General features: G+C 44.8%; 17 protein-coding genes and 2 tRNA genes. 10 read left to right on the top strand and 9 right to left on the bottom strand.

The features are described from left to right. Positions 1–138 precede the first annotated feature (138 nt). Positions 139–771: an NAD(P)H-dependent oxidoreductase gene (locus tag OQY15_RS07190; RefSeq protein WP_265789503.1), complete on the top strand. Its 633-nt coding sequence runs from the start codon at positions 139–141 to the stop codon at positions 769–771. A gap of 177 nt (positions 772–948) precedes the next feature. Continuing rightward, the gene (locus OQY15_RS07185; RefSeq protein WP_265789501.1) at positions 949–3,669 is read left to right on the top strand and encodes a carboxypeptidase regulatory-like domain-containing protein; all 2,721 of its coding nucleotides are present in this window, start codon (positions 949–951) and stop codon (positions 3,667–3,669) included. Positions 3,670–3,755: 86 nt separating this feature from the next. Here OQY15_RS07185 and OQY15_RS07180 read toward each other — a convergent pair whose 3' ends face one another. Together OQY15_RS07180 and OQY15_RS07175 are read right to left on the bottom strand one after the other, a co-directional pair. Continuing rightward, positions 3,756–5,342: a PspC domain-containing protein gene (locus tag OQY15_RS07180; RefSeq protein WP_265789499.1), complete on the bottom strand. Its 1,587-nt coding sequence runs from the start codon at positions 5,340–5,342 to the stop codon at positions 3,756–3,758. 9 nt (positions 5,343–5,351) lie between these two features. Continuing rightward, complete coding sequence (locus OQY15_RS07175; RefSeq protein WP_265789497.1) at positions 5,352–5,687, bottom strand: PadR family transcriptional regulator; 336 nt, start codon at positions 5,685–5,687, stop codon at positions 5,352–5,354. 181 nt (positions 5,688–5,868) lie between these two features. On the opposite strand from OQY15_RS07175, the gene OQY15_RS07170 reads away from it, so the two are divergent. Next, positions 5,869–7,314: an amino acid permease gene (locus OQY15_RS07170; protein WP_265789494.1), complete on the top strand. Its 1,446-nt coding sequence runs from the start codon at positions 5,869–5,871 to the stop codon at positions 7,312–7,314. Between the two features lie 391 nt (positions 7,315–7,705). On the opposite strand, the gene OQY15_RS07165 is transcribed toward OQY15_RS07170, so the two are convergent. From OQY15_RS07165 to OQY15_RS07155, 3 genes are read right to left on the bottom strand one after another with little or no spacing between them, the layout of a single operon-like run. Continuing rightward, entirely contained in the window at positions 7,706–8,848 is a 1,143-nt protein-coding gene (locus OQY15_RS07165) for a putative sensor domain DACNV-containing protein (protein WP_265789492.1), read from the bottom strand. After that, a complete protein-coding gene (gene rlmF / locus OQY15_RS07160; RefSeq protein ID WP_265789490.1) occupies positions 8,838–9,761 on the bottom strand; it encodes a 23S rRNA (adenine(1618)-N(6))-methyltransferase RlmF in 924 nt (307 codons plus the stop codon). Before rlmF ends, OQY15_RS07165 begins: the two co-directional genes overlap by 11 nt. 3 nt (positions 9,762–9,764) lie before the next feature. After that, positions 9,765–11,174 carry a sugar MFS transporter gene (locus OQY15_RS07155; protein ID WP_265789488.1) on the bottom strand — a complete coding sequence of 470 codons (1,410 nt, stop codon included), beginning with the start codon at positions 11,172–11,174 and terminating at the stop codon, positions 9,765–9,767. A 183-nt stretch (positions 11,175–11,357) separates the two neighbouring features. On the opposite strand from OQY15_RS07155, the gene OQY15_RS07150 reads away from it, so the two are divergent. The 4 genes from OQY15_RS07150 to OQY15_RS07135 all read left to right on the top strand — a co-directional run bounded on the left by OQY15_RS07150 (position 11,358) and on the right by OQY15_RS07135 (position 12,771). Next, the gene (locus tag OQY15_RS07150) at positions 11,358–11,705 is read left to right on the top strand and encodes a diacylglycerol kinase family protein (protein ID WP_265789486.1); all 348 of its coding nucleotides are present in this window, start codon (positions 11,358–11,360) and stop codon (positions 11,703–11,705) included. Between the two features lies 1 nt (position 11,706). Further along, a complete protein-coding gene (gene recO / locus OQY15_RS07145) occupies positions 11,707–12,432 on the top strand; it encodes a DNA repair protein RecO (protein WP_265789479.1) in 726 nt (241 codons plus the stop codon). Between the two features lie 107 nt (positions 12,433–12,539). Beyond that, a tRNA-Val gene (locus tag OQY15_RS07140) sits at positions 12,540–12,617 on the top strand. Between the two features lie 79 nt (positions 12,618–12,696). Beyond that, positions 12,697–12,771 (top strand) — tRNA-Val (locus OQY15_RS07135). 124 nt (positions 12,772–12,895) lie between these two features. Here OQY15_RS07135 and OQY15_RS07130 read toward each other — a convergent pair. Next, positions 12,896–14,362 carry a SusD/RagB family nutrient-binding outer membrane lipoprotein gene (locus OQY15_RS07130; RefSeq protein WP_265789477.1) on the bottom strand — a complete coding sequence of 489 codons (1,467 nt, stop codon included), beginning with the start codon at positions 14,360–14,362 and terminating at the stop codon, positions 12,896–12,898. Between the two features lie 8 nt (positions 14,363–14,370). Beyond that, positions 14,371–17,610 carry a SusC/RagA family TonB-linked outer membrane protein gene (locus tag OQY15_RS07125; protein WP_265789475.1) on the bottom strand — a complete coding sequence of 1,080 codons (3,240 nt, stop codon included), beginning with the start codon at positions 17,608–17,610 and terminating at the stop codon, positions 14,371–14,373. A gap of 374 nt (positions 17,611–17,984) precedes the next feature. On the opposite strand from OQY15_RS07125, the gene OQY15_RS07120 reads away from it, so the two are divergent. Both OQY15_RS07120 and OQY15_RS07115 read left to right on the top strand, forming a co-directional pair. Beyond that, positions 17,985–21,179, top strand: a complete 3,195-nt coding sequence (locus tag OQY15_RS07120) for a SusC/RagA family TonB-linked outer membrane protein (protein ID WP_265789473.1) — start codon at positions 17,985–17,987, stop codon at positions 21,177–21,179. A gap of 5 nt (positions 21,180–21,184) precedes the next feature. Further along, positions 21,185–22,615, top strand: coding sequence for a SusD/RagB family nutrient-binding outer membrane lipoprotein (locus tag OQY15_RS07115; protein ID WP_265789471.1), 1,431 nt, complete (start codon positions 21,185–21,187; stop codon positions 22,613–22,615). A gap of 60 nt (positions 22,616–22,675) precedes the next feature. Here OQY15_RS07115 and tkt read toward each other — a convergent pair whose 3' ends face one another. Next, positions 22,676–24,685: a transketolase gene (gene tkt / locus OQY15_RS07110; RefSeq protein WP_265789469.1), complete on the bottom strand. Its 2,010-nt coding sequence runs from the start codon at positions 24,683–24,685 to the stop codon at positions 22,676–22,678. Between the two features lie 59 nt (positions 24,686–24,744). Beyond that, entirely contained in the window at positions 24,745–25,926 is a 1,182-nt protein-coding gene (locus OQY15_RS07105) for an aldose epimerase family protein (RefSeq protein WP_265789466.1), read from the bottom strand. 146 nt (positions 25,927–26,072) lie between these two features. Here OQY15_RS07105 and OQY15_RS07100 point away from each other — a divergent pair, with 146 nt between their 5' ends. After that, positions 26,073–26,780, top strand: coding sequence for an NUDIX domain-containing protein (locus OQY15_RS07100; RefSeq protein WP_265789464.1), 708 nt, complete (start codon positions 26,073–26,075; stop codon positions 26,778–26,780). The last annotated feature ends 133 nt before the right edge of the window (positions 26,781–26,913 follow it).

The raw sequence follows: 26,913 nt of genomic DNA, 5'->3' as shown, positions 1-26,913 counted from the left end.
AGGACGATATTTCGCAATCTGTAATTTAAAAGTAAAAACGGTCTCCACTATATAATTCACGTTGCAACAACTATACCTTTGTAACAAGTTCTAACAACTATTGTTTGAACGGTTTACCTAATCTTGAAAATTGAAATTATGAGCTTATTAGACGCGCTGAAATGGCGATACGCAACAAAGAAAATGAGCGGAGAAGCAGTTCCGCAAGACAAAGTTGATCAGATTATAGAAGCAGCCCGCCTGGCACCTACTTCATCAGGTCTGCAGCCTTTCAGAGTGATTGTGGTGACCAATCCTGAACTGAAAGAGAAGATTAAACCAATCGCTTATGGTCAGCCGCAAATTACAGATGCTTCTCACCTGTTGATCTTTGCCTCATGGGATAACTATACTGAAGAAAGAATCAGGTCTGTTTTCTCTCATGCCGCACAGGAACGTGGATTGCCTGATGATGCTCCTTCAGATTATGAAGTGCAATTAACTGGTGGCCTTTTAGGTAAAACAGCTGAGCAAAACCAGGCACATACAGCAAAACAGGCTTACATCGCTTTTGGAACTGCCATTGCTGAGGCCGCACTTTTACAGGTTGATGCCACTCCGATGGAAGGTTTTAACAATGCACAGCTGGATGAACTGCTGGGACTGCATGAAAGAGGTCTGCGCAGTGTGACGATCCTTGCTTTGGGTTATCGCGCACAGGAAGGCGACTGGCTGGTAAATCTGAAAAAGGTACGTACTCCTGCCAACCAGTTTCAGATCGACTTTAACTAAGAATTTACAATAGATAAAAAAGGGGGAATCAGGGCAATCTGGTTCCCCTTTTTCGTAATCAGGGCCGCTACAGTGCCTCTTTTTAAATGTCAAAATATGTTAAAGACTTTAGCAACATAGGCAAGCTCTTGCTTAAATCAATATATTAGCACATTAATTCCGCATTATCAGAAATACATGAACTACTTAAAATTATCATTTGCATTTTTTATACTTTGTTTTTCTATAAGTATAAGTGCATCAGCCCAGCAGGACACCGCCATTTTAAGCAACATTCTTAACAAATCCAAGATCATTGCCGAGCGCTATCCTGCAGAAAAGGTCTATCTGCATTTCGATAAACCTTATTATAGCGTAGCTGACACGATGTATTTTAAGGCATACCTGACGTTTGAACAGAATGTGCCCTCACCATTGAGCAAGGTGGTGTATGTGGACCTGATCAACAGCCAGGACTCTATTGTAAAATCACTCAAACTACCCGTAACCAATAGCGTAGCCTACGGAAGTCTGGACCTGGACATGGTCAATATCAAACAGGACAATTACCATGTGAGGGCCTATACGGTATGGATGTTCAATGCCGGACCGGAGTATTTCTTCACCAAGAACATCCCGATCGGAGAAGCGATCGACAAAAAGGTGATCACACATATCAGCTATAACAATACACAGACCGATAAAAGTCAGGTCATCAATGCAAAAATCCAGTTCAAAAACCTGGATAAAATACCGGTGGCAGGAAAGGCTGTCAACTGGAGCGTCACTTCAAATTATGAAGTGGTAAGCAGAGGGAAGGGGGTGACCGACCAGAGCGGGATCTTAAAACTCAGCATCAGTCCCCGCAAAAATGAGCCAATCACCACGGGAAACCTGGTTACGGAGGTAAATATGGGTCCTCAGGATCCTCCCGTAACTGCTTCATTTGTGCTGAAGCCGGTTGTAGGAAACAATGATATCCAGTTTTTTCCTGAAGGCGGAGAGCTGGTAAAGGGTGTACCTACACAAATAGGCTTTAAGGCAATCAATCAGAAAGGTCTGGGCATAGAACTTACCGGTGTACTGACGGATAATGATGGCAATCAGATCACTACTTTCAGCTCAACGCACCTGGGAATGGGCTCTTTTTACCTGAATGCTGAAGGCAGTAAAACCTATAAAGCAAACATCACCTTCAAAGATGGTACGAAAAAGACTTTCAATCTGCCAAAATCCGTTGAATCTGGCATGTCGATACAGGTAAATGCAACTAACCCGGATGTGGTGAACTTCAAAATCGTTGCAAACGATGCCTACTTCCAGCAAAATCAGGGAAAAAGCATTTCCATCGTAGCACAGAACGGCGGAAGGGTTTATTATGCGGCACAATCGAAACTGTCAACGCAGGTCACTGCAGCTAAAATCCCTGCCGATAAATTCCCTTCAGGGATCATCCAGATGACTTTGTTTGGAGCAGACGGACAGCCGGTAAGTGAAAGGATGTTTTTTGTGCTGCGCAAAGACGGTATGAATCTGAGCCTGAAATCTGACCTGCCTGCCTACAAACCACGACAAAAAGTTAGGATGACCATATCAGCTAAGGATTCTACCACCCGCCTGGTTGGGGATTTCTCCCTCAGTGTGACAGACCTGCAGAAGGTACCTGTTGATGAAAATACTGAAACAACGATCTTAAGTTCGCTGCTGCTGACTTCAGACCTGCAAGGTTATGTGGAACGCCCGAATTATTATTTTATTAAAACCGATGAGAAAAAACGTCAGGAACTGGATGTGCTGATGCTGACACAGGCCTACCGCCGCTTCTCTTATAAGGAGATCCTGGCCAACAAATTCCCGGTGACGAACTTCATGCCTGAGGAAGGTATTACCTTTACGGGTACCCTGAGAGACAGAACGGGGATGCCCCTGAAAAAGGCCGGGCTCCGCTTAACAAGTCCGGGCAGAACGCTTTCTTCACAGGCGCTCACCACCAACATGGGTGTCTTCACCTTCAAAAACCTGGTTTTTGAAGATGGTGCCGAACTGGTGATCAATGCCAATTACGGTGCAGGAAACAACAACATGATCATGCTGGATGCGCCATTCATACCGGAAATAACGAAAAACCCTGCAGCAGCCGTTGAACAGGTGAACATTGACAGTACTTTATCTTCGTACCTGGACAACAGTAAAAAACAATACAGCAACCTGCGCACCTTAAAGGAGGTAAAGATTACCGGGGCGACAGTGAAAAAACCAAGTCATGCAGACCACATTGCCTTAACGGGCTTAAGTATGATGGCGGATCACACAGTGGCAGGCGAACGCCTGCAGGATTGTAACGACCTGCTGATGTGTCTGAAGACATTTGCTACAGGGATGACTTTTGATACCGACAAATTCTATGTGAGCCGCAGCTATAACCAGGGTGACAGAACTCCGGCGCAGATCTTTATCAACGGAAATGCCGTGGATGCCATCTCGGTGAATAGTGTCATGCCGAAGGATGTGGAGTCGGTAGAGATATTTACTCAGGATCAGCTTGGCCTGGTGTTCAAACAATACCAGTGTAATGGTGTGATCGTGATCAATACGAAAAAGGTAGAGAAATCAAATATGACACTGGCAGACCTGAAAAAGATGATGCCGCAAAACAACATCCTCAAGTTTACGCCTAAAGGATATACCAGGGCTAAAGATTTCTACTCTCCGAAATATACTACACAAACAAGTTCTTATACCGGTAATGATCTGAGAACAACGATCTACTGGAACCCGAAAATTGTAACCAACGCCGCAGGAGATACTGTTGTTGAGTTTTACAATTCTGATGGTAAAGGTACCTACAGGGCCGTGATCGAAGGCGTGGATATCAATGGTAACGTGGGCCGCTTTGTGTACCGTTACACTGTAAAGTAAAAAAACAACATAGCCTAATCAATGCTGGTTGCTGCTGAAACGCAGCAAAAGGCATCAATTAGGCTATGTTGTTTTTTTACCAGATCCTACTGATCAAAAACGCACTTCAGCCCCTCAGCAGTCATGATCGCCTGATAAGGTTCCTCGCGGTGTTCCTCATCCCCGCAATCCCATAGAGAATAACCCTGCAGGTAACGGTCGAGATCCCTGTCGATATTCAGTTTAACCCCAACCGGAACTCTCAGCACCAGTTTAACCTGCTGATTACGCCAGTTTACATTTTTCATCAGGTGCAACTGCGGACTAAACTTCAGCACAGAATCTTTCTGTGTGAAATCATAATGTATATTTTTAGCATGATACAATGCCGTTTCAAAGTTTATCCCCTGTGAGCTGTAGCTTTCCGTAAGTGATGGTAAAGTTCCTTCACTCTTCTCGATCCTGATACTCACATTTCTGGGCGCCTTAAATGGCCCACTTTTGTCATCCTGAATAATCCTGCCCGTATACTCTTTTGCACTCAGCTGGTAACGCAGACTGTCTTCCCTGCTGAAAAAGCGTGATCTGTCAATAGACAGTGTATATAGCGGATAAGCTTTCACAGGAACATTCTGAGTAAACTCGGCATCTTCTTTAAATTCAGTGCTGATCTTGGCGGTATAAAAGATAGCTACAGACAAGGCACAGATCCATAACAGCAGCAAGGCATAGGAAAACATCTTGTTGATGCTGCGGCTGTTGAATGCCACACGGATAGACAGCAGAATCAGCGAAAACAGCGGGATGATAACAACAAACAGTGCCGCAATAACAAAAGTGCTGAAATACGCTTTATCAACAATGTTTAAGGGAAAGATCTCCGTGGTAGAAGAATCCCAGAAACCAAGCAGCGCAGCAACGCTGATCAGGGCAGAGATCAAAGCCATGGATGCGCTGATCATTATGACAATCGCTATAAACTTCAGGATCGTCTTCCCGGCTGTTCTTATAAAAGTGCCCAGCACCTCTGCAAATTCTGTCACAAATGTACCCGACTCCTTAACGAAAGGCCGCATATGGTCGCCCGCATTCCTGAAACTATCTTTCAGATTGGACATCTCCTCTTCAAAGTTCCTTTTGAAACCCTGCAGGTTGAAGGCTTCCCCTTTCATGGCCATCTTCTCGGCGCGCGTTACTGCCCTTGGTATCGATACCCACAGGATCAGATAGGCAATCAAACCCGAGCCACCCAGAAAAACAGTCATCACCGCAATGATCCTCAATATACTTACATCCATCCGCAGGTAATGACTTAAGCCCGCACAAACCCCCGCTGCCATTGCCTCCTCGGTATCCCTGAAGATCTTCCTCTCCCCGAAGCCCGAGGAATGAGCATTGCGGTAAGGTTCCGGTTCCTCCTCTGCGGATTCATTCTCAAAATCTTTTACCGATCCCATCAGTTCAATCACCACCTGCACATCTGCCAGCTCAATCACCTGCTTCTGCTGCGTATGCAGCATTTCGGAAAACATCTCGGCAATCCTGTTTTCGATATCACTGACAATCTCAAAGTCGTCGGCACTCTTGCCAAAATGCTGTTTAACTTCAATCAGGTAAGTATTGAGCAGTTCGCAGGCATCCTCTTCGATATGGATGATCGAGTTGCCGATATTGATGTTTAGTGTCTTTTTCATAGTCTGAGGTTAATTTTTCTTTGATTCTTTTGATTGTGCAATGGCGAAGGACAATTCCTGCCAGGTACCATCCAGCTGGGAAAGTATAGAAACACCTTCCGGAGTGAGCGTATAATATTTCCGCGGGGGCCCACCCGTAGACTCCACCCAGTTATAATTGAGCAGCCCGTTGTTCTTCAACCTGGTGAGCAGCGGATATAAAGTGCCCTCCACTACCAGAAGCTTGGCTGATTTGAGTTCTGCAATAATATCAGAGGCATAGATCTCTCCCCTTGATATGATCAGGAGCACACAATATTCGAGTATGCCCTTGCGCATTTGTGTTTGTGTATTTTCTGCTATCATAAAACAAAGTTATGTGTTTAAAACAGTAATATGCAATACATAGTACTATACGTACCAGAAAGACACACACAACACATTGATTATCAGGAAGAATATTTTTTATTATTTTAATACTACAATAACAGTAGGATATCATGGAAACAATATTCTACTTTTGCAGATTAAAAATGATTAAGATTTTATGCTCAAAAAATCTATTGACCTCATCAGAATTGAAGCCGCGGAAAACTCAGACCAGTCGCTCAAAAGAACCCTGGGACCTGTAAACCTGATTCTGATTGGCGTAGGACTGACGCTCGGCGCCGGACTTTTCTCTATCACAGGGCTTGCCGCTGCAAATTATGCCGGACCTGCCGTTACCCTTTCATTTATCATTGCCGCCCTCGGCTGTGGCTTTGCTGCATTATGTTATGCAGAATTCGCCTCCATGATCCCCGTAGCAGGCAGCGCCTACACCTACTCCTATGCCACTATGGGCGAGTTTTTTGCCTGGATCATTGGCTGGGACCTGGTCCTTGAATATTCAGTAGGATGTGCTACCGTAGCCATCAGCTGGTCCCAGTACCTGACACGTTTTCTGGCATCTTTCGATATCTATCTCCCTGCACAGCTTACCCTGTCGCCTTTTGAAACGGCGAAACTCAGCGACGGATCTATCGTACATGGCTGGATAAACATTCCCGGAGCCCTCATTGTCGTCCTCATGACCCTTGTCGTGATTCGCGGTACCAAAGGCTCTGCCATCGTCAATGGAATCATCGTATTCCTGAAGGTGGGCGTAGTGCTCGTATTTATTGCACTCGGATGGAGATACATCGATCCTTCAAACTATAAACCCTATATTCCTCAGAACACCGGTGAGTTTGGTCATTTCGGCTGGAGTGGCGTGCTGCGCGGAGCAGCATTGGTATTTTTTGTATTCATCGGCTTTGATGCCGTAGCCGCATCAGCACAGGAGACTAAGAAACCATCAAGGGACCTTCCTATCGGGATACTGGGTTCATTGCTGGTATGTACTGTACTCTTCGGTTTGTTTGGGCATGTGATGACGGGACTGGCAAACTACAAGGAATTTGCCGACAGTGGTGCACCGGTAGCCATAGCGATTGAGAAAACTCCGTTCGCCTGGCTCAGTCAGGCCATCATCCTGGCCATCCTGATCGGTTATACTTCAGTGATTCTCATCGATCTCATGGCGCAGTCGAGGATGTTCTATTCGATCAGCCGCGACGGCCTCCTGCCAAAAGTATTTTCAGAGGTGCATCCTAAATACAAGACACCCTATAAATCAAACATTTTGCTCTGTGGCTTCATCGCCATCTTCGCAGCTTTCGTTCCTATTACTGTAGTAGGCGAGATGACCAGCATTGGCACCTTACTGGCATTCCTGATGGTTTGTGTAGGTATTCTGATCCTGAGAAAGACCGATCCTGATGCTGAGCGTCCCTTCAAAGTTCCTCTGGTTCCGCTGATTCCTATACTCGGTATTCTGACCTGTTTAGCTATGATGGTGTTTATGCCATGGGAAACCTGGCTCCGTCTGATTGTATGGCTGGCATTGGGTCTTATCATCTATTACTGTTATGGAAAAAAGAACAGTGTGCTGCGGAAATCGTTGCATAAATAGTACATCTATATGTTTCAACATATTAAAAATCAAGGTTATGATCATCATTACAAAAGCATTGTCAACACAAAGAAAGAATTAGTAACATTTTAGTATAGGCCAGGGTTTTGGCGCAGCGTTTGTACTTAATCTGGTACCTACTAAAAACATCAATTCTATGCTGGCTAAAATGAATCTTCTTTTCCCCGCAATTGCAAGGCAAGAGCGTGAGACAAAACAAAAAGCATTAACTCACAAACAATGGGTAAGTGTAGACAGAATCGTAATGGTCGTATTATTTGTAGTCACCGTCGCAGGAGCGATTATTTTCTCCTGATCTATATCACATAAGAACCTAAATAATAGATTAATTTTTAGCACCTGGAGATACCGGGTGCTTTTTTTTTTGCCCCTACAGCAGTAAGGTATCAATACGATGGGCCTGAACACGCTCCTGAGATGCAGCCCAGGAATAGATGGTGAAATGCCCGTCCTGTGAAGCTACCATGGCGATGGCATCATTCTGATCATGTACAAACTGCGCCGCCGAAAGGTGTCTTGTGCCACCCACTTTTGCAGCATGCATGGTCACTGCTCCGCCACCGGCAATAGGCTCTACAAAAGAGATATCCTCAATGGCATCCTTTCCCTTGGCACGTCCGATCTTGGCACCAAAAGCCAGCAATTCAAATTCATCAGTAATTACCGTAGCTCCATCTACGGCAGTAAGGCCCGCAAGATGCTCTACTTCCCTTCTCAAAGCCGTTTGCCAGAAGATCTGGCTCGCTTCCTTACGTTCCTGCCGTAACAGGTTGGAGAGGCCCACAAAGGCAGGCTGTATGCCATACTGGATAGGCTTGACGATCGACTGTAACCAGCTTCCTGTACCATGGGGCACCACGAGCAATGTCCCGCCACGCTGATGCGAGCGCATGGATACGGCCAGTTGGATCATCACATTTACGGTATCGTTCCAGTACGAAGGCGCGGTAAGGTCTAATAATGATAATAAAATCGGCGGACAATCCGGAAGTCTTGTCGTATCGCCATCTACAATTTTAATCTGGTCACCCTTGAGTACTGCGATGTTGGTGAATTTGCCAAAACCGTATATACGCCTGTGTTTGATCACCAGCAATGCCGGCTCAGAAACATCCACGACAAAACAGAAATTCGGGATACTGGTGGTTGTTCCCCAGATATACAATCCGTCATCCTCCAGCCAGATGCCCAGGTGAATTCCCGCACGCTCAATACCGGGCGCAATCTTCACCAGCGTAGTAGGCGTTAAAGGCAGGCGCTGTCTGAAAAGCAGTGGATTTCCCGCTTGTACCGGCGGTAAAAAGGCCAGTGAAATCTTTGGCGAATGTCCCTCTTCCTTACGTATACTCGCCCAGAAAGCAGCATCGAGAATAGCCTCCACGATCTCTGCCGAAGGCAAATGTGCAAGATCTTCTTCCCCACTATCCCTGGCAGTGTCAAGATGCCCGGCAAAAATAGCTTCAACTTTTGTAGCAATAATGCGCGCTGCCTGATAGGTAGGTTTATAGATCATGGCTTAAAGTTACTAAAAAACTCCATGCCACAAAACGGCTTTGCTTCTGTCCCTGCGACATGCCAACCGTTCTCACTGCAGTAGCTCCTGCCCTGTCAATCGCATCATATACCATCGGCAAATGGGCGCTTTTGGAAACCAGTGTTGTAAACCAGCGGCATTGACTGCCGATCTCAGCGCTCTCCCGCACCATCTTCCTGATAAACTCCACTTCACCACCTTTACACCAGAGTTCAGCATGCTGTCCGCCAAAGTTCAGCACTACTTCTTTCCCCTTTTGTTTCCCCAGATTTCTTACTTTACGCTGCGAGCCCATCTGCGCTTCTTCTGCAGAAGTATGAAAAGGTGGATTACACATGGTAATGTCAAATAATTCTCCGGGCTTTACAATGCCCTTAAAAATATGAGCTGCGGAGTGCTGAAGGCGGAAAGTCAGGTCGTTTTTTAAGGCCGGGTTTACAGCCGCAATATTCTGAGCCGAACTGAGTGCCCGTTTATCTACGTCAGAACCTACAAACTGCCAGCCGTAGGACTGGTGACCAATAATCGGATAGATGCAGTTGGCACCTACCCCAATATCCAAAACTCGCACTTTGTTTCCAGTGGGGATGACATTGTTATTTCCTGCAGCCAGCAAATCTGCCAGGTAATGGATATAATCGGCTCTGCCGGGTATGGGGGGACAAAGATAATTTGCTGGGATATCCCAGTTTACAATCCCATAAAAATGCTTTAGCAAAGCGGCATTCAATGTTTTTACCGCTTCAGGGTCGGCAAAATTTACAGACAGGTCGCCATAGGGATTCGTAAACACGAAACGCGCCAACTGCGGGTAACTTTGAATTAATTCCGGGAAATCATACCGCGAACGGTGTAAATTCCTGGGATGGAGTTCCTGTTTTTCAAGAGACATACTTTAATGATTTACCCTTACCGGTCCGTCTAGTGACACTTGTACGCGTTTCATACAGTATAAACCGAAGAACAGGATGTAGGCATAACAGGCTACAGGCAGGAAAAACGAGTTCTGGATACCGATAGAATCGGCCATCGCGCCCTGAATCACCGGAACCAGCGCACCACCTAAAATCGCCATCACCAGCAGTGATGAACCCTGACTTACATATTTACCCAAACCTGAAATAGCCAGCGTATAAATATTTGAGAACATGATCGAGTTAAACAAACCAATACCTAAAATCGGATACAAAGCCATACTGCCTTTGCTGAATACTGAGATCAGCAGCAGTGCGATATTTACACCCGCAAACAATACGAGCGTACGCGCAGGGGCAGATTTACCGATGACAAAAGCAACGATATTAAGAACAATAAAAATGATAAAGAAGCTCGTTTGTGCAAAGGTCAGGTCTACGATACTGAATACCACGGCATAAACCGCTGCAGCAGCAAGGATCATATAAATGAATTTCTTTGCCTGTGCCAGGCTGCTCAGGGAGATCGCTCCAAGGAACCTTCCGATCATCGCACCACCCCAGTACAGGGCAAGGTAGTTTTTGCTCACCACCTCCGGCAGGTTCATGATATCCTCCTGTGCCATGAAACTGATCAGTAAACTTCCGATCCCCACTTCAGCACCTACATAGCAGAAAATCCCGAACACGCCCATTTTCAATTGCGGAAACTTTAAGGCACCCAGTCCTCTTTCAGCAGATTCTTCAGAACTGAAAGAAGGCAGTTTCACACGGCTGATGATTACCGCCAGGGCAATCAGGATACCGGCAAAGATCAGATAGGGAATACGTGTAGAATCGGCGGTAACTTTACCATCAACTAAAAATAAGGTATAGATCAAATGGCCTCCCAGAACCGGAGCGATCGTTGTTCCAAATGAATTGAAAGCCTGGGTAAGATTTAAGCGGCTCGAAGCACTTTCTTCAGGACCCAGCAGCGTAACGTAAGCATTTGCAGTGATCTGCAGGATGGTAAAGCCCAGGCCCAGAACAAACAGGGCCGCAAGGAATACGCCATATACAGACATACTGGCTGCAGGATAAAACAGGCAACAGCCGATAGCGGACAGGATTACACCCGAAATAATTCCTTTTTTATAACCAACTTTGTTGATGGGGTCACCATTATAATAAGAGATCATGAAATAAATCAGGGAGCCGATAAAGTAAGCGCCGAAAAAGGCAAACTGAACGAGCATCGACTGCAGGAAAGTTAAGCTGAACATCTCTTTCAGATGCGGGATTAAGATATCGTTCATGCAGGTGATAAAGCCCCACATGAAGAAAAGAAGTGTCATTGTAATGAGAGGGATAACTGAACTGGTTTTTTTAACGGGAGTACTGATTTCCATGTTTAAATTAATGAATCTGGTTTATATATGTATCTGGTTTAACAAAAGGGTAAGTGTAACAAGTACACAAATAAACTGTTTACTCAACGAATAATTGTGTTGAGAAGGTAAAAAAGTGATTATATAGTGCATCACATCAAATAATAGTTATAATTTATACGTTTGAGGCAATATTAAAATGATATGCGAAGATTAGTAAAAAGTTTTGGATATGCGTTATCCGGAATCACTTATACTGCAAAAACACAAATGAACTTCAGGATTCATCTTGCTGCGATTGCTATGGTAGGGATTGCCGGCTGGTATCTTCATTTGTCGGCCGCCGAGTGGACCTGCATCGTCATCGTCATTGGTCTGGTACTGGTAGCAGAACTTTTAAATACAGCGGTAGAATTGCTGGTCGACCTGGTTTCGCCGGGTTTTAATGCACAGGCAGGCAAGGTCAAAGATGTTGCTGCAGGCGCAGTCCTCGTTGCGGCAGGTATTGCGGTGATCTCAGGGGCTATTATTTTTATTCCAAAGCTGATCTGACATGCTGCACAAAACCCGCGGTATCGTCTTAAAAACTACGCTGTACAGTGAAAGCAGTGTGGTAGTGCAAATCTTTACGGCAAAGTTTGGGATTCAGTCCTACCTGATCAACGGCGTGAAAAGACCCAAGGCAAAGATCAGGATGAACATGCTGCAGCCCCTGCACCTGGTAGACATGGTGGTTTACCACAAAGCCAACACCAGCATCCAGCGTATCTCGGAACTCCGCCCTTCACCGGTTTTCCGCACCATCCCCTACGATATCATTAAAAGTACCATTGTGATCTTTTTAAACGAGGTGCTGTATAAAAGTATACGGCAGCAAAATGCGGATGAAAATATCTTCGACTATATCTTTAACGCCATATCCTGGTATGACGAATCCGAAAATGCAGGCGCCAACTTTCACCTGGCCTTTCTGTTAAAACTTTCACGCTTCCTGGGTTTTGCCCCAAGCACGCAAACCAAGAGCAATCAGAGTTTTTTCGACCTGCAGGAAGGTGAATTTAAATCCCTGCCCCCTCTGCACCCCTATTTTATCGAAAAAACACCGGCATTGTTGTTTATTTCGCTTTTCAGTACCCCTTTTGAAAATTTATCTGAAATAAAAATTGACAATACCACCCGGCGACTGATTTTGGATAAAATACTGGTTTACTACACCTTACACACCGCTTCTTTTGGAGAAATAAAATCGCATCAGGTACTTCTTGATGTGTTATCATAAAAATATGCGAAAAGTTTTGGAGTTTTAAATTAGAGGTGTATATTTGCACTCCCAACAACGGGGAACAGCTTACTCAGCTGGCTGAAAAGCGAAAGAGTAGAACCAAGGGGAGATTAGCTCAGCTGGTTCAGAGCACCTGCCTTACAAGCAGGGGGTCACTGGTTCGAACCCAGTATCTCCCACCAAATAAACCCTTCAGACACCTTTTGAGGGGTTTTTATTTGAGAAACAGCAGTCATGCTGAATACAAATGGCAGAACCGAAGGGAGATTAGCTCAGCTGGTTCAGAGCACCTGCCTTACAAGCAGGGGGTCACTGGTTCGAACCCAGTATCTCCCACTAAAAAAACCGCTTTCCAAAAGGAAGCGGTTTTTTTGTGTCCAAATGATATTCATAAAAAAATCCCGGGAAACGAATTTCCCGGGATTTTTTATATCCTCTATATAGAAGGAATCATAGGTTCCTAGTTAACATCCCAGAATAACTTGGTTGTTACTAAGTCGCCACCGATTGCTGCAGCAGCTGCAGCTCTCTGAGTACCGTTTAATGTTTGCTCGTTGATCGGATAGATCAAACGTACCGGAATGGTTAAACCAGAAGGTACACTTTGTCCCGGAGGCGCAGTTGCAGCACTTGGTGGAGCAAGCACAGGGAAATCCAAACGTCTCCATTCAGTCCAGCTTTCGTAACCACGGTTATACAAAGCGATCCATTTCTGGTTACCGATTTTCTCTTTATAATTTGTAGAAGCAGTTGCATAAGCTACAGCTGGCTGTGCAAGATAAGTTGCAGCAGCGGCAGCACTTCCACCCCAGTAAACGATAGAGGCAGTAACCGCATTGTTATAATGTGATGCAGCAGTTCCAGGGACAACAAATCCTCTTTCCGCTGCTTCTGCCAATGCAAATTCAGTTTCAGGATAATCTAACAACAAAGCTTCAAAATCATATGCTGTAATTCTTGTAGCCATGGTAGAGAAGTTTGCATAGGAGTTAGAGAAACCGTAATAACCACCCACATAAGCACCACCAACAGTAGTGAAGAAGCCTGGGCGACGTGGATCTGCCAGTGTATTCATCCTGTCAACTAAAGCACTTGCAGCAATATAGTCAGTTCTTGATGTTAAAGCTCTGTTTGCATTTGTTGAAATAGGGTTATTGTTTGGTGTAGAAGTAGTATAAGGGAAACGTGCATTATCTGCCGCAGAAGCCAGAACATTTGGAGCCGCAGCTTCAATTACTCTTTTTGCTGTTGCAGCATCTTTATCTGCAAGAATAAGACCTAGTCTTAACTTCAGAGAGTTTGCAAATTTAACCCATGCAGCAATAGGAGCTGCGTTTGAACTGTAAATTAAGTCGGCAGTACCAAAACCAGCTGCCGCAGGTTTAAATCCAGCAATAGCCGCATCAAGACGTACCAGTAAATCAGCATATACTGTAGCAGCATCATCATACTTAGGCTGAACGTTGTTGATGTTCAAAGATTCAGAATAGGGAATGTTACCGAAAGTATTTACCAGTGTAGACCATGCCAATACTTCCATTACCCCAATCTGCGCCAGTTGATTTGATTTCACATCAGCATTCATCAGGGCATCAGCATTGATGATTCTTTTAGACTCATTCAGGTCGCTCAGTACATCCTTATAAATTGCACTCCAGAATGCCTGTGGCAATGGTCTGGCTAACAAGTTATATCTTGGCTCATCCAGGTATTCTGTGGTTGTCCATTGCTGAACATAGAAACGGAATACGTTTGTGTTTACACTCGGACTGGTCAGTACATCTGCAAAACTTTTCTGCGCCGCTGTAAACAGCGTAGCAGCAGGCACTACAGTAGCCCGTTTCTGGTCGATATTATATTCGTCCAGGTTTTTGGCGCAACCGCTTAATAAAGCTGCTGCGATTAAAATGCTATATAATCTTTTCATCTCGTATCTTATAATCTTAATTTAACATTGAAACCGATCGTTCTCACAGCTGGGTAAGCACCACTCTGGTATCCTTGCAAGTTACCTGAACTCAAACCGTCTTCAGGATCTGCATAAGGAACATTTTTGTGGATGATCCAAAGGTTACGTCCAAGCAATGAAACGTCAATACCTTTGAATGCGCGCAGTTTGCTTACAAATTTTTGTGGTAATGAATAGCTTAATGCTACCTCTCTCAGCTTGATATAACCAGCGTCATAGATCGCAGAAGCACGTGGAGGGTTGTTTGGATATCCGTATGGAGAGTTACCTGAGTTAGACACATCAATACGAGTTGTATTTGGCTGACCGTTAGCCAGTACACCCGGAAGGATGATACCACCACCATTTGCCAACGTATTTCTAACCGGGTTGCCCAAGTCATTTGTACCTACAGAGTTTGGATATAAACCTGTTCCCTGACCATACCATTGATCCAGCGACCACAGGTCACCGCCTTTACGAATATCAACAAGGAAGTTTAGGGATACGTTTTTGTATTTGAAAGTATTTCCGATACCGCCCATCCAGTCAGCATTTGGATCACCAATGATTTCCGCTGAACTTGGAGTAGCAGCATAGTAACCGTTAGCGTTAACTACTGGCTGACCATTAACATATACATAGTTTGTTCCTTTGATCACGCCATAAGGCTGACCAACAGCTGCGTTGTAAGTAACCGCGCCTGACAGTGAAGCCTGGTTGATCTCGATGTTTTGTACATCAGCATACAATGAAAGTACTTTACTTCTGTTCATTGACCAGTTCAGGTTCATTGTCCATGAGAAATCCCTGGTTTTAACAGGAGTTACGAAAGCCGAAACCTCGATACCTTTATTCTGTACCTCACCGGCATTTACATATTGTCTCAAGAATCCTGTAGCAGTAGTTACAGAAACAGGAGTAATCTGGTCGATCGTGTTAGTTTTATATACAGTAACATCCAATCCTACACGGCTGTTCAGATAAGAAGTTTCTAAACCAGCCTCGATACTTTTAGTACGTTCCGGTTTAAGCGCTCCGTTATTTTTAGTATCAGGAAGAGAGAACAATGGAATAGAACCATAAGCAGTTGGCTTAGTATAAGTGTCAAATACACTTAGTGGAATCGCATCGTTACCTACTTCAGCATAGTTTAATCTCAACTTAGCATAAGAAAGCCATTTCCAGTCTTTCAACAGATTAGAGAAAACAAAACTACCTGCTACAGATGGGTACCAGAAAGCGTTATTGCCATCAGGAAGGGTAGTCGACTGATCTCTTCTGATGGTACCATCAAGGAAGAACAAGTCTTTGTAGCCAAATGTTACACTGGCAAAGTGACCGTCTACTCCTCTTCTTTCATAAAGCTCAACCGGAGCCTCAATCGGACTTACTGAGTTAGACAGTGAATATAATCCCGGAACAACCAAACCACCGTTGGTAGTCGCTCTGATGTTGGTCAGTCTGCTACGGCGAATGTTTGTACCTAATAAACCTTTGAAAGAGATATCTTCAGTGATGTTCCTGTTAAAGTTTAAGAACAGGTCAAAGTTAGTTTCTGAGAAAGTACCATTCGCACGGGTGTAAGAAGGTACGCCCACAGCACCGATAGCCTGATGCTCTTCCTGAATGTCTGATGTTCCGTCATATGAAACACGACCTACCACATCAAACCAATCGTTCACTTTGTAGTTAGCAGTAGTATTACCGAAGAAGTGATCTCTTGTATCGGTAGCTACATTCTGGTAGCGGGAGAAATAAGGGTTATCGGCATAGATTGGTCTTGAGCCTGTAGCATCACTCCAGTTCCAGCTTATGTTTTGCTGATTTCTGTTATAAGCTTCTTCCAGTTCTTTGATATCCGCACCAACGTTCCACCATTGACGGAAACCCTGGTTAGGGTTCAGCCCGCTGTAACCAGTACCATAACGGCCACGGCCATCAATTTTTGAATAGTTGGCAGAAGCCGATATTGTCAGGTTTTTAGCAACTTCATACGATCCGCCGAAGTTGAATAAGTTTTTTGTGATTTTACTGTTTGGTAGAACGCCTCTTTCATCGTTACGGGTGTAACCGATTTTAAAAGTACTTTTTTCACCACCACCATCAATAGCTATACTTTGGTTAGAAGTTACAGCAGTTTCATAGAAAGTATCCGGACCATTTTTAGCAGCCACCCATGGAGTAGCAGTTTTATAGTTCGGAGAGAATGGATCTAAAGCAGACCATTGGTAAACCAACAGGTTCGGATCAAATTTTGGTCCGTAAGAAGCATCAGAGCTGAACTGAGATGTCATTACTCTTCCGGTTCCAAAGATATCCCTGTACCAGAAACCTGGAGTAGGAACAGTGTTGCCCACCCCGTCAGTAGCCGGAGAGTTGTAACCTTGTCCGTATTCAGTCTGGTATTTGGCAAAAGTAGATTTATCGATTTTGCCAAAGGTTACGCCGCTGTTTACAGTGATGTTTGTAGAATTTTTAGCTCCTTTTTTTGTAGTGATAATGATTACACCGTTTGCAGCCCTTGAACCATAAAGCGCTGTCGCAGCAGCACCTTTAAGTACAGTCATGGAAGCAACGTCATCAGGGTTGATATCTGCCGCAGCGTTACCATAGTCATAACCTGCGCGACCAGTTTGCTGGTTAGTCGTATTTGCCGATGCATTACTTACCGGAACCCCATCAATAACGAATAAAGCCTGGTTATTTTGAGTAATCGATTTAGCTCCGCGGATCACTACGTTAGTAGATCCACCCATAGCGTTACTACGTTTGATATCCAAACCTGCAACCTTACCACCCAATGAGTTTACCAGGTTGTTATCTCTGGTTCTGGTCAGCTCTTCAGCTTTCAGTTCCTGAGCAGCAAATGGCAATTCATTTTTCTTCCTGGTAATACCGAGAGCGGTTACTACAACCTGCTCCAGTTGCTGAGAATCTTCAGATAAAGAAACGAGAACTCTGTTAGAAGAAGGAATGTTTACACTTTGCATCAGGTATCCGATAAAAGATACGTCGATTGTGGTTGCACCTTGTGGTACTTTAAGTGAAAATTCACCGGCTGCATTTGACATTGCACCTTGTCCGCCTTTAACTCGAATGGTAACTCCCGGAAGAGGTTGTCCGTCGGTTTTTGAGGTCACTTTTCCTGTGACGGTTTTGTCTTGTGCTATCGCTCCTATGGCGATAAGCAGGAAGACAAAACAAAAGAGTAGTTGTTTTGTCATTGATTTAGGTTTATAATAATTAATAGTGCCGCAATATATATTTTTAAAAGCAAATCTTGCAAGTTTTTTTTGCTAAAATTTGCATTTTGAGACTAAAGAACCAAAATTCAAGCTCTAAAAAAGCCAAAAAAGCGCTATTTTAATATAAAAAACCCCGATTTCATTTAAAAATTATATTTTCTGGTTTTTTTTCAGAGAGTATTTCCAATTTAACCCCTATAATCTCCTAAAATAACCACAAATTGGTGGGATTTCAGACCTCAATGACCTGCAATTGCCGAATTATCACAAAAAAGCAATTATAAAAATAAACCCTATAGAATTAGTAGAATACTATTACATTTGCACAAATTTTTATTACCATACTAATTCATATGTCTAAACTTTACAAGCTTGTACTAGGGATAGTTCTATCCTTTTTCACAGTTCAGATGGCGCTTGCGCAATCTGTTAAAATATCCGGTGTGATCACCGAGAAAGCCACAGGCCAGCCCGTTCCGGGTGTAAGCATCTCTGTAAAGGGGAGCACAACAGCCACACAAAGCAACGGAGAGGGTAAATTCAGTATCAGTGCCAATGAGAACGATATCTTAAGAATCTTCTCCATCGGTTATACTGAGCAGGACATCAAAGTGACCAGCCGCAGTACAACCCTGAATATCGCTATTGAAGAATCACAGAATGCACTGAGCGAGGTGGTAGTAACCGCACTGAATATTCCTAAGGAAAAGAAGTCGCTCGGTTATGCCGTACAGGAACTGAAAACAAAAGATATTGCCGAAGCCCGGGAGGTTAACCTGGTAAATGCCCTTGCAGGGAAAATTGCAGGTGTAAACGTAACCAACAGCCAGGGGGATATGGGTTCATCAAGGATCATCATCCGCGGGGAAACTTCCATCTCAGGTAATAACCAGCCCCTGTTTATTATCGACGGAGTGCCGGTAGATAATACGCAGGCTTTAGGAAATTCTGCATCGGCAATCACAGGATCGAGAGATTATGCCAACCCGATTTCAGACATCAACCCTGATGATATCGAATCGATGAGCGTACTGAAAGGCCCAAATGCTGCCGCACTTTACGGATCACGTGCCGCAGCGGGTGTGGTACTTGTTACTACTAAAAAAGGTAAAGGTGCACAGGGACTGGGTATCACGGTTACTTCAAATGCCACTTTTTCCAGTTTGCAGATTCTGCCGGATTACCAGAATTCATACGGACAGGGTGCCAATGGCGAGTTCAGCTATGTAGATGGCGCCGGTGCCGGCCTCAACGACGGAGTGGATGAGAGCTGGGGACCACGACTTGACGGAAGGTTAATACCTCAGTTTTATTCAAATGGCGTTGCAGTTCCTTTTGTAGCCCATCCCGACAATGTGAGGGACTATTTCAGAACAGGACGCACACTCAATAACGGTATCGCCTTTGCAGGTTCCGGCGAAAAGTTTGATTACCGCATGTCTTACAACAACATGGACCAAACGGGCGTAATACCAAACTCTTCACAATCAAAAAACTCCTTCCTGTTTAATTCAACCTACAGGATCACGCCTAAACTGACACTGAATACTTACGCAAACTATGTCAACAGCAGTGCAGATAACATCCCGGGATCGGGTGGTAAAAGATCTACCAGTACCATGCTCCAGTTCACCTGGTTTGGTCGCCAGGTAGATGTAAACCAACTCCGCGATCTCTATGAAAGCGGACAAAACATCAACTGGAACAACAGCTATTACAGCAACCCTTTCTTTGTTGCCAATGAAAACACCGTCAGCCAGGTACGTAACCGTATTATCGGTAGTGCAGAGTTAAACTATAAAATTATCGATGGCCTTTCTGCAAACTTCAGAACAGGTAATGATAACTATACCGACCGCAGAAAAGCAAAAATCGCTTTCGGCACCAACGGAACACCATTTGGTTCTTATGAAGAAGATGCATATACTTTTAATGAAAACAATACCGAAGCCAGACTGGATTACACCAGAAAACTGAGCAAAGATTTCAACCTCGATGTATTACTAGGCGGAAACATCCGTACCACAACGCTGGAAAATAACGACCAGATCGCAAACAGGCTTGCCGTACGTGGTCTGTATACCTTAAGTAACTCCAGAGATCCACTCATCTCTTCTAACTATTATACAAAACAGAAGATCTATAGTGCGTTCAGTTCTGCACAGCTATCCTTCAGGAACTATGCTTACCTGAACCTTACTGCCAGGAACGACTGGTCCTCTACCCTTCCTGAAGCCAACCGTTCGTACTTCTACCCATCAGTTAACGGAAGTTTAATCCTGACTGAAGCCTTTGACATCAAAAGTGATGCGCTGACCTTTGCGAAACTTCGCGGGGGATGGTCTAAGGTAGGTAAAGATGCCAACCCATACCAGCTGATCAATACCTATGCCTTCATTGCGCCTTTTGATGGTAACCCGCAGCAATATGCAAACACTACAGACCTCAATCCAAATCTGAAACCAGAAACCACCAACTCTACAGAGGCAGGTTTTGAACTCGGCTTCTTCAAGAACAGACTGAGATTAGACGCGAGTGTTTACAATACCAACAGTATTAACCAGATCCTGAGCCTGGATGTAAGTACCTCTACAGGATTTAGCAGCAAGCTGGTCAACGGCGGAACGATCAATAACAAAGGTATCGAGCTTCAACTGGGTATTACACCTGTGAAAACAGCCAACTTTACCTGGGATATCAATACCAACTTCTCCTCAAACAAAAGCAGGGTGAAATCGCTGTATGGTAATATCCAGAACTATGTACTGGGTTCATACGGTACCGCACAGATCCTGGCAGCAGTGGGACAGCCTTATGGTACAATATACGGAACAGCCTATGAAAGGAATGCCGCAGGCGATATCCTGGTAAGTGCCGACGGCAGACCAGTGGTAAGTGCTACAAAGAAAGTGCTGGGCAAATACACACCAGACTGGATGGGCGGTATTACCAACAGCTTTACCTACAAAGGTATTAACTTAAGCGTGCTGGTAGATGCCCGTGTAGGTGGCAAGATTTATTCAGCTACCAACAGGACCGGAACAACAACAGGTGTGCTGGCCTCAACCCTTCCGGGCCGTGGTGCGGAGAACGGTGGTTTAACTTACTATTTCCCTGATAACAATACCGGAGCCAGAGCAGTACAAATTCCTGCCGGCAGCGCAGCCCCTGGTGGTGCAAGGGTATATGATGACGGTATGATCTTCAATGGCGTACTGGCAGACGGCAGCGCCAACAGCAGAATCATCCCGGCATCACAGTATTATAAGTCGACCGTTAACAGCGATGAGGCCTATGTATACAGTGCATCTTATGTGAAACTGAGAGAGATCAAATTGGGTTACAGCCTGCCGCAGTCATGGATCAAATCTGTGGGTCTGCAAAATGCAACAGTATCCCTGGTTGGCCGCAACCTGCTGATCATCCACAAAGATGTGCCAAACATCGATCCTGAAACAGCCTTTAACACCGGCAACGGACAAGGACTGGAAGCATTGACACTTCCTGGAGTACGTAACATCGGGTTCAACCTCAACCTTAAATTTTAATGATAATGAAGATCAAATATATATATCCTCTGCTGGCAGTACTTGTACTGGCTACTGCATCCTGCAAAAAATCCCTGGATGAAAGCAATGTAAATCCGAATGCTTCGGAGACGGCACAGCCAGACTACCTGCTTACCGGCGTAATCAAATCAACCACCGATACCTACCATTACTGGAGCAGTGGCAACACCCTTAACCCGGCTTCTCTGTTTATCCAGCACTATGCGAAGATCCAGTATACCGATATGGACAGGTACATCTTCAGCAATGCCGATTTCCAGACACTATGGTCTGTAAACTACTCCCGTGGCGTAGTGAACCTGAACCAGATCATCAAACTGGCGGATGCTTCGGCTACGCCAAACTACAAAGGTGTAGCCCTGGTATGGCGTTCATGGCTGTTCAGCGTGCTGACGGATGTGTATGGCGATATTCCCTACACGCAGGCGGGCAACATCAGCGAGTACCTGCTGCCAAAGTATGATACCCAAAAAGATGTCTATGTTGGTTTGCTGAACGACCTGAAGACTGCCCAGGCGGCACTGGACCCAAGTGGTAAAGCCATCGCAGGAGATATTCTCTACGGAAACTCTATCGCCTCATGGAAGAAATTCGCAAACTCCCTGCGCTTGCGTATCGCCCTGCGTATTGCCGACCGTGAGCCAGAGCTGGCACGCCAGACGATTGCAGAGATACAGGCCTCAGGCATTGGTTATATCAGCTCGAACAGCGAAATCGCTCAGCTGGCCTACAAAACTTCGCCAAACCAAAACCCCATCAGCAACCTGTTTGATACCCGCCCCGACGAACACAGAGTGAGTAAAACACTGGTTGATCAGCTGACCGCATTGAACGATCCGCGTTTAGCTGTCTTTGCACAGAAAGCGGTAGCTACACAAACCTATGTTGGTGCAGCGAACGGATTGGTGTCTAACCTTCCGGGAAAAGATCAGGTATCCAAACTGGGTTCATTCTTTGTTGCCCCTGCGGCGCCGGGCTTGATCATGAGTTACTCAGAAGTATTGTTTAACCGCGCTGAAGCTGCCGCAAGAGGATTCACCGGTGAAGATGCTGCTGCTCTCTATAACCAGGCAGTGGAAGCCTCACTATCACAATACAGTGTGTCTGCAGCGGACATTGCTACCTATAAGGCCAGTCCTGCGGTGCAGTACAATGCGGCAAACTATAAGAAATCTATTGGTGATCAGAAATGGATTGCCCTTTATAGCCAGGGACTGGAAGCCTATACAGAATGGAGAAGATTAGATTATCCACAGCTAACTCCTGCGGTGGGTGGCGTTCTCAGCGGACAGATCCCTGTCAGGTTCCTCTATCCAGGAACAGAGCAGTCGTTAAATCCCGATGGATATAAAGCGGCAGTAGCCCACCAGGGTGCCGATGCCTTAACCACCAAACTGTGGTTTGATGTAAATTAATAAAGAAAGCCTTAAATCGAAAGAGCCCCTTAGAACGAAATCTAAGGGGCTTCTTTCTGCCTATTTACCTAATACTCCCAACGCCTTACCAACCACGTTGTCAACAGTAAAGCCGAACTCTTTGTAGAGTTCATCCGCCGGTGCAGACTCGCCAAAAGTCGTCATAGCAATAATATCACCTTCATCGGTTACATATTTATGCCAACCCAGCGGGGATCCTGTTTCAACTGCCAGACGTTTTCTGACAGCCTTAGGGAATACCTCTTCTTTATATACAGTATCCTGTTTTTCGAAAAGCTCCCATGAAGGCATACTAACTACTCTCGCTGCGATACCTTTTTCTTTCAGTTTTGCCTGTGCATCAAGCACCAGCGCTACTTCAGAACCTGTCGCAATCAGGATCAGCTCAGGGGTACCCTCACTGTCTGATAAGACATAAGCACCTTTTTCCAGTCCTTCGGCCTTGCCATATTTATCCTGGTCGAGCACCGGCAAGCCTTGTCTTGTAAATACCAGTGCTACCGGACCATCCTTGTGTTCCAGTGCCACACGCCATGCATGTGCTGTTTCATTGGCATCTGCCGGGCGGATCACTGTAATATTAGGGATCGAGCGCAGCGATATCAGCTGTTCTACCGGCTGGTGTGTTGTGCCGTCTTCACCCAAACCTATACTATCATGTGTATACACAAAAATCGGACGTATCTTCATGATGGCGGCCAAACGGATTGGCGGACGCATGTACTCAGAGAACATGAGGAAGGTTGCGCCAAAAGGAATGACCCCTTTTGTAAGTGCCATACCTACCAGGGCAGAACCCATGGCATGCTCGCGGATACCAAAGTGGAAGTTACGTCCGCCCCTGTTTTCAGAGGTAAAGGAATCGTATTCTTTCAGGTTTGTTTCTGTGGATGGTGCTAAATCTGCAGCACCGCCAATTAATCCCGGAAGACTTCCTGCAATAGCGTTGAGTACTTTTCCGGATGCCTGGCGCGTAGCCATTTTATCTTTAGACGCAGGGAACACCGGCAGTGCATCTTTCCAGTTTTCCGGAAGCTCACCTTTCTGTGCCAGCTCATACTCTGCAGCCAGTTCAGGGAACTTTTCTTTGTACTTGAGAAAAAGCTCGTCCCATTTCTGGTTGGCATCTGTTCCTTTTTTACCGGCAGCCTGATAAAACTCTGCTACCTCATCAGGAACATAGAAAGATTTTTCAGGATCAAAGCCAAAGAACTCTTTTACCAGTTTAATCTCATCAGCACCCAGTGGAGAGCCATGGGAGCCTGCGGTATTTACTTTATTCGGACTGCCATAGGCAATCTGTGTACGCACTTTGATCAGGGAAGGTTTTTGTGTTTCAGCCTTTGCGTTGCGCACAGCGTTGATGATGCCAGTAATATCATTCCCGTCGTTTACTACCTGCACATGCCAGCCATAAGCTTCAAAACGTTTGGCTACATCTTCATTAAAGGCGATATCAGTACTACCCTCAATAGAGATATGGTTATCATCATACAGGTAGATCAGGTTGCCGAGCTCCAGGTGGCCAGCCAGAGAAGCTGCTTCTGAAGTCACACCTTCCATCATATCACCATCACTGCAGATAGCATAAATTTTATAGTCAAAGAGATCAAATCCCGGTTTGTTATATCTTGCTGCCAGGTGTTTCTGCGCGATGGCAAAACCGATACCGTTGGCAAAGCCCTGACCCAGCGGACCAGTGGTTACGTCTACCCCGTCAATCAGTCCGTACTCCGGGTGACCGGCAGTTTTACTGTGCAGCTGGCGGAAGTTTTTTAAATCATCGATGCTTACATCAAATCCTGTTAAATGCAATAAACTGTACTGCAGCATACATCCGTGTCCGGCAGATAAAATAAACCTGTCCCTGTTGGCCCAGTCGGGGTTTTTAGGGTTAAAGTTCATATAATGCCCATACAGGACGTGCCCCATAGGTGCGGCGCCCATCGGCATACCCGGGTGACCGGAGTTTGCTTTTTGTACCCCGTCTATTGATAAAGTTCTTACTGTGTTAATTGCCAGTTCTTCAATTTGATGAGTTGAATCCATTTTAAAAATATTTTATGATACTTAAATAATGTCTGTGACCAGAATTTGTTTGATAAACCTTATTTTTTGACAGAGAATCTATAAACTGTATTTGTGCTATAGGTAGCTCCCGGTTTTAACACCGTTGATGGGAAAGAAGGCTGATTAGGGGAGTCAGGAAAATGTTGTGTTTCCAGACATAAGGCAGAGCGGTAACCATAAGTAGCCTTTCCCTTTCCATTGTTGATTTTATCCGTCATAAAGTTTCCACTGTAAAACTGTATTCCCGGCTCTTCGGTAAGCACTTCCATGATGATGCCGGTTTTCTGACTGCTCACTGTAGCGGCCTTACGTAATCCGGAGCCTTTTCTTAACACCCAATTGTGGTCGTACCCTTTACCGCTTTTCAGCTGCGCGTTATTGTCGTCGATATTCAGCCCGATCAGTTTTGGCTTAGTGAAGTCGAAAGGTGTACCGGCAACTTTTTCCAGTTTACCTGTTGGAATCAATGTCGTATCTACAGGGGTGTACTCGTCAGCGTCAAGCTGCAGCGTATGGTCTGTGATCGTTGGATCACCGGCACCATTCAGGTTAAAATACGCATGGTTTGTTAAATTCACCACTGTAGCTTTATCTGTAGTTGCTTTGTAGGCAATTTTGAGTGAATGGTCGTCTGCTAATGTATAGGTAACTTTTACATTCAGCGTACCCGGATAACCACCTTCTCCATCTTTGGAAACATAACTCAGTTCCAGCGTATTGTCACTGGTCTTTTTGCCATCCCATACTTTTTTATAGAAGCCGTTGGCACCGCCATGCAGTGTATTCTGACCATTGTTGATATCCAGCTGATACGATTTACCATCGAGTGAAAATTTACCTTTTGCAATCCTGTTCCCGTATCGTCCTACTACTGCACCAAAGAAGTTTTCTTCCTTTCCCTGGTAAGGAGCCAGGCTATCATGACCCAGGATGACATCTGTCAGCTGGTCTTTGTTATCTTTAACCAGTAAAGAGACCAGTCGCGCGCCAAAGTTGGTGATTGCCACCTCATCGCCGCTTTTATTCTTCAGCGTATATAAATGGATTACCTTATTGTCTACAGCAACGTCAAAAGCTGCAGAATCAGGAATTACAGCGGCTGCAGTACTGGTTTGCAGTGTGTCTGCGGTATCCGCTTTTTTTGTTGAATTGGAATTACAACTTGCCAGTACGCCTGCAGACAGGAGCAAGACAAAAAATAAATTTCTGTTCGTGTTCATGATTTCATTATTGGTTTATATATAGTCAACGCCAAAATAGAGAAAATTATATTAACCGTCAAAACAACGATTAACATAATTCTTCTTAAGTTTGCACTTATCAAGCTTTTGGCTAATATTAACAGGGATTATCTTAAAATACGTGAATGACATACAATACAACAGAAACAAAAATGCTGCTTGCAGTAGATTGCATTATTTTTGGTTTTGATGGAGAAAACTTGAAGATCCTGCTGATCAAGAGAGGCTTTGAACCGGAGAAGGATAAATGGAGCCTGATGGGTGGATTTATCAAAGAGGGGGAAAGTCTGGACGAAGCAGCAAACAAGATCCTTCTTCAGCTGACAGGCCTGGAGGGAGTTTACCTGGAACAGTTGTATGCTTTTGGCAACCCATCGCGAGATCCTGATGAAAGGATTGTCTCTGTAGCTTATTTTGCGCTTATAGATATTCATAAATATGAAACACAGCTCAGTGACAGGTATCATGCCGAATGGTTTTTGGTAAACGAAATGCCGGCACTGATCTTCGACCATGGACAAATGGTAGAGATTGCCCGGCAAAAAATCAGGTATAAGGCTGCGCTGCACCCCCTGTTGTTTGAGCTGCTGCCAAAGAAATTCACCATCCCGCAGCTGCAAAGCTTATACGAAGGGGTATACAATACTAAAATTGATAACAGGAACTTTATCCGGAAGCTCACTTCGACAGGGCTGCTGATCAAGCTGGAGGAAAAAGACAAGTCCAATTCTAAAAAGGGCGCCTTTTATTTTAAGCTGGATAAGAAGAAGTATAAAGCGAAGTTCCAGGCATTCCTGAATTTCATTCCCAACCCTGAAAACCTCATCAGTTAAGCCTTTTATCACCTTAAATTTAATCAACATCCATTATTTCTTTCCTGTTTTCTGATACTTCTGGAAGCTACAGCTGCATGCCCGGTATTTGCTCTGGATAAAATTGTATTAAAAGACTAAAAAAATTGCCAGC

Origin of the sequence: Pedobacter sp. MC2016-15 (assembly GCF_026239695.1) — a bacterium.
GTDB lineage: Bacteria > Bacteroidota > Bacteroidia > Sphingobacteriales > Sphingobacteriaceae > Pedobacter.
Note: the sequence above shows the minus strand (reverse complement) of the source record. Positions and strands in the feature narration are given on the sequence as shown.

Bases quoted from the DNA above. Each gene is read 5' to 3' on its own strand.
- OQY15_RS07190 (WP_265789503.1), top strand. From the start codon at position 139: ATGAGCTTATTAGACGCGCTGAAATGGCGATACGCAACAAAGAAAATG.
- OQY15_RS07185 (WP_265789501.1), top strand. From the start codon at position 949: ATGAACTACTTAAAATTATCATTTGCATTTTTTATACTTTGTTTTTCT.
- OQY15_RS07180 (WP_265789499.1), bottom strand. From the start codon at position 5,342: ATGAAAAAGACACTAAACATCAATATCGGCAACTCGATCATCCATATC.
- OQY15_RS07175 (WP_265789497.1), bottom strand. From the start codon at position 5,687: ATGATAGCAGAAAATACACAAACACAAATGCGCAAGGGCATACTCGAA.
- OQY15_RS07170 (WP_265789494.1), top strand. From the start codon at position 5,869: ATGCTCAAAAAATCTATTGACCTCATCAGAATTGAAGCCGCGGAAAAC.
- OQY15_RS07165 (WP_265789492.1), bottom strand. From the start codon at position 8,848: ATGATCTATAAACCTACCTATCAGGCAGCGCGCATTATTGCTACAAAA.
- rlmF (WP_265789490.1), bottom strand. From the start codon at position 9,761: ATGTCTCTTGAAAAACAGGAACTCCATCCCAGGAATTTACACCGTTCG.
- OQY15_RS07155 (WP_265789488.1), bottom strand. From the start codon at position 11,174: ATGGAAATCAGTACTCCCGTTAAAAAAACCAGTTCAGTTATCCCTCTC.
- OQY15_RS07150 (WP_265789486.1), top strand. From the start codon at position 11,358: ATGCGAAGATTAGTAAAAAGTTTTGGATATGCGTTATCCGGAATCACT.
- recO (WP_265789479.1), top strand. From the start codon at position 11,707: ATGCTGCACAAAACCCGCGGTATCGTCTTAAAAACTACGCTGTACAGT.
- OQY15_RS07130 (WP_265789477.1), bottom strand. From the start codon at position 14,362: ATGAAAAGATTATATAGCATTTTAATCGCAGCAGCTTTATTAAGCGGT.
- OQY15_RS07125 (WP_265789475.1), bottom strand. From the start codon at position 17,610: ATGACAAAACAACTACTCTTTTGTTTTGTCTTCCTGCTTATCGCCATA.
- OQY15_RS07120 (WP_265789473.1), top strand. From the start codon at position 17,985: ATGTCTAAACTTTACAAGCTTGTACTAGGGATAGTTCTATCCTTTTTC.
- OQY15_RS07115 (WP_265789471.1), top strand. From the start codon at position 21,185: ATGAAGATCAAATATATATATCCTCTGCTGGCAGTACTTGTACTGGCT.
- tkt (WP_265789469.1), bottom strand. From the start codon at position 24,685: ATGGATTCAACTCATCAAATTGAAGAACTGGCAATTAACACAGTAAGA.
- OQY15_RS07105 (WP_265789466.1), bottom strand. From the start codon at position 25,926: ATGAACACGAACAGAAATTTATTTTTTGTCTTGCTCCTGTCTGCAGGC.
- OQY15_RS07100 (WP_265789464.1), top strand. From the start codon at position 26,073: ATGACATACAATACAACAGAAACAAAAATGCTGCTTGCAGTAGATTGC.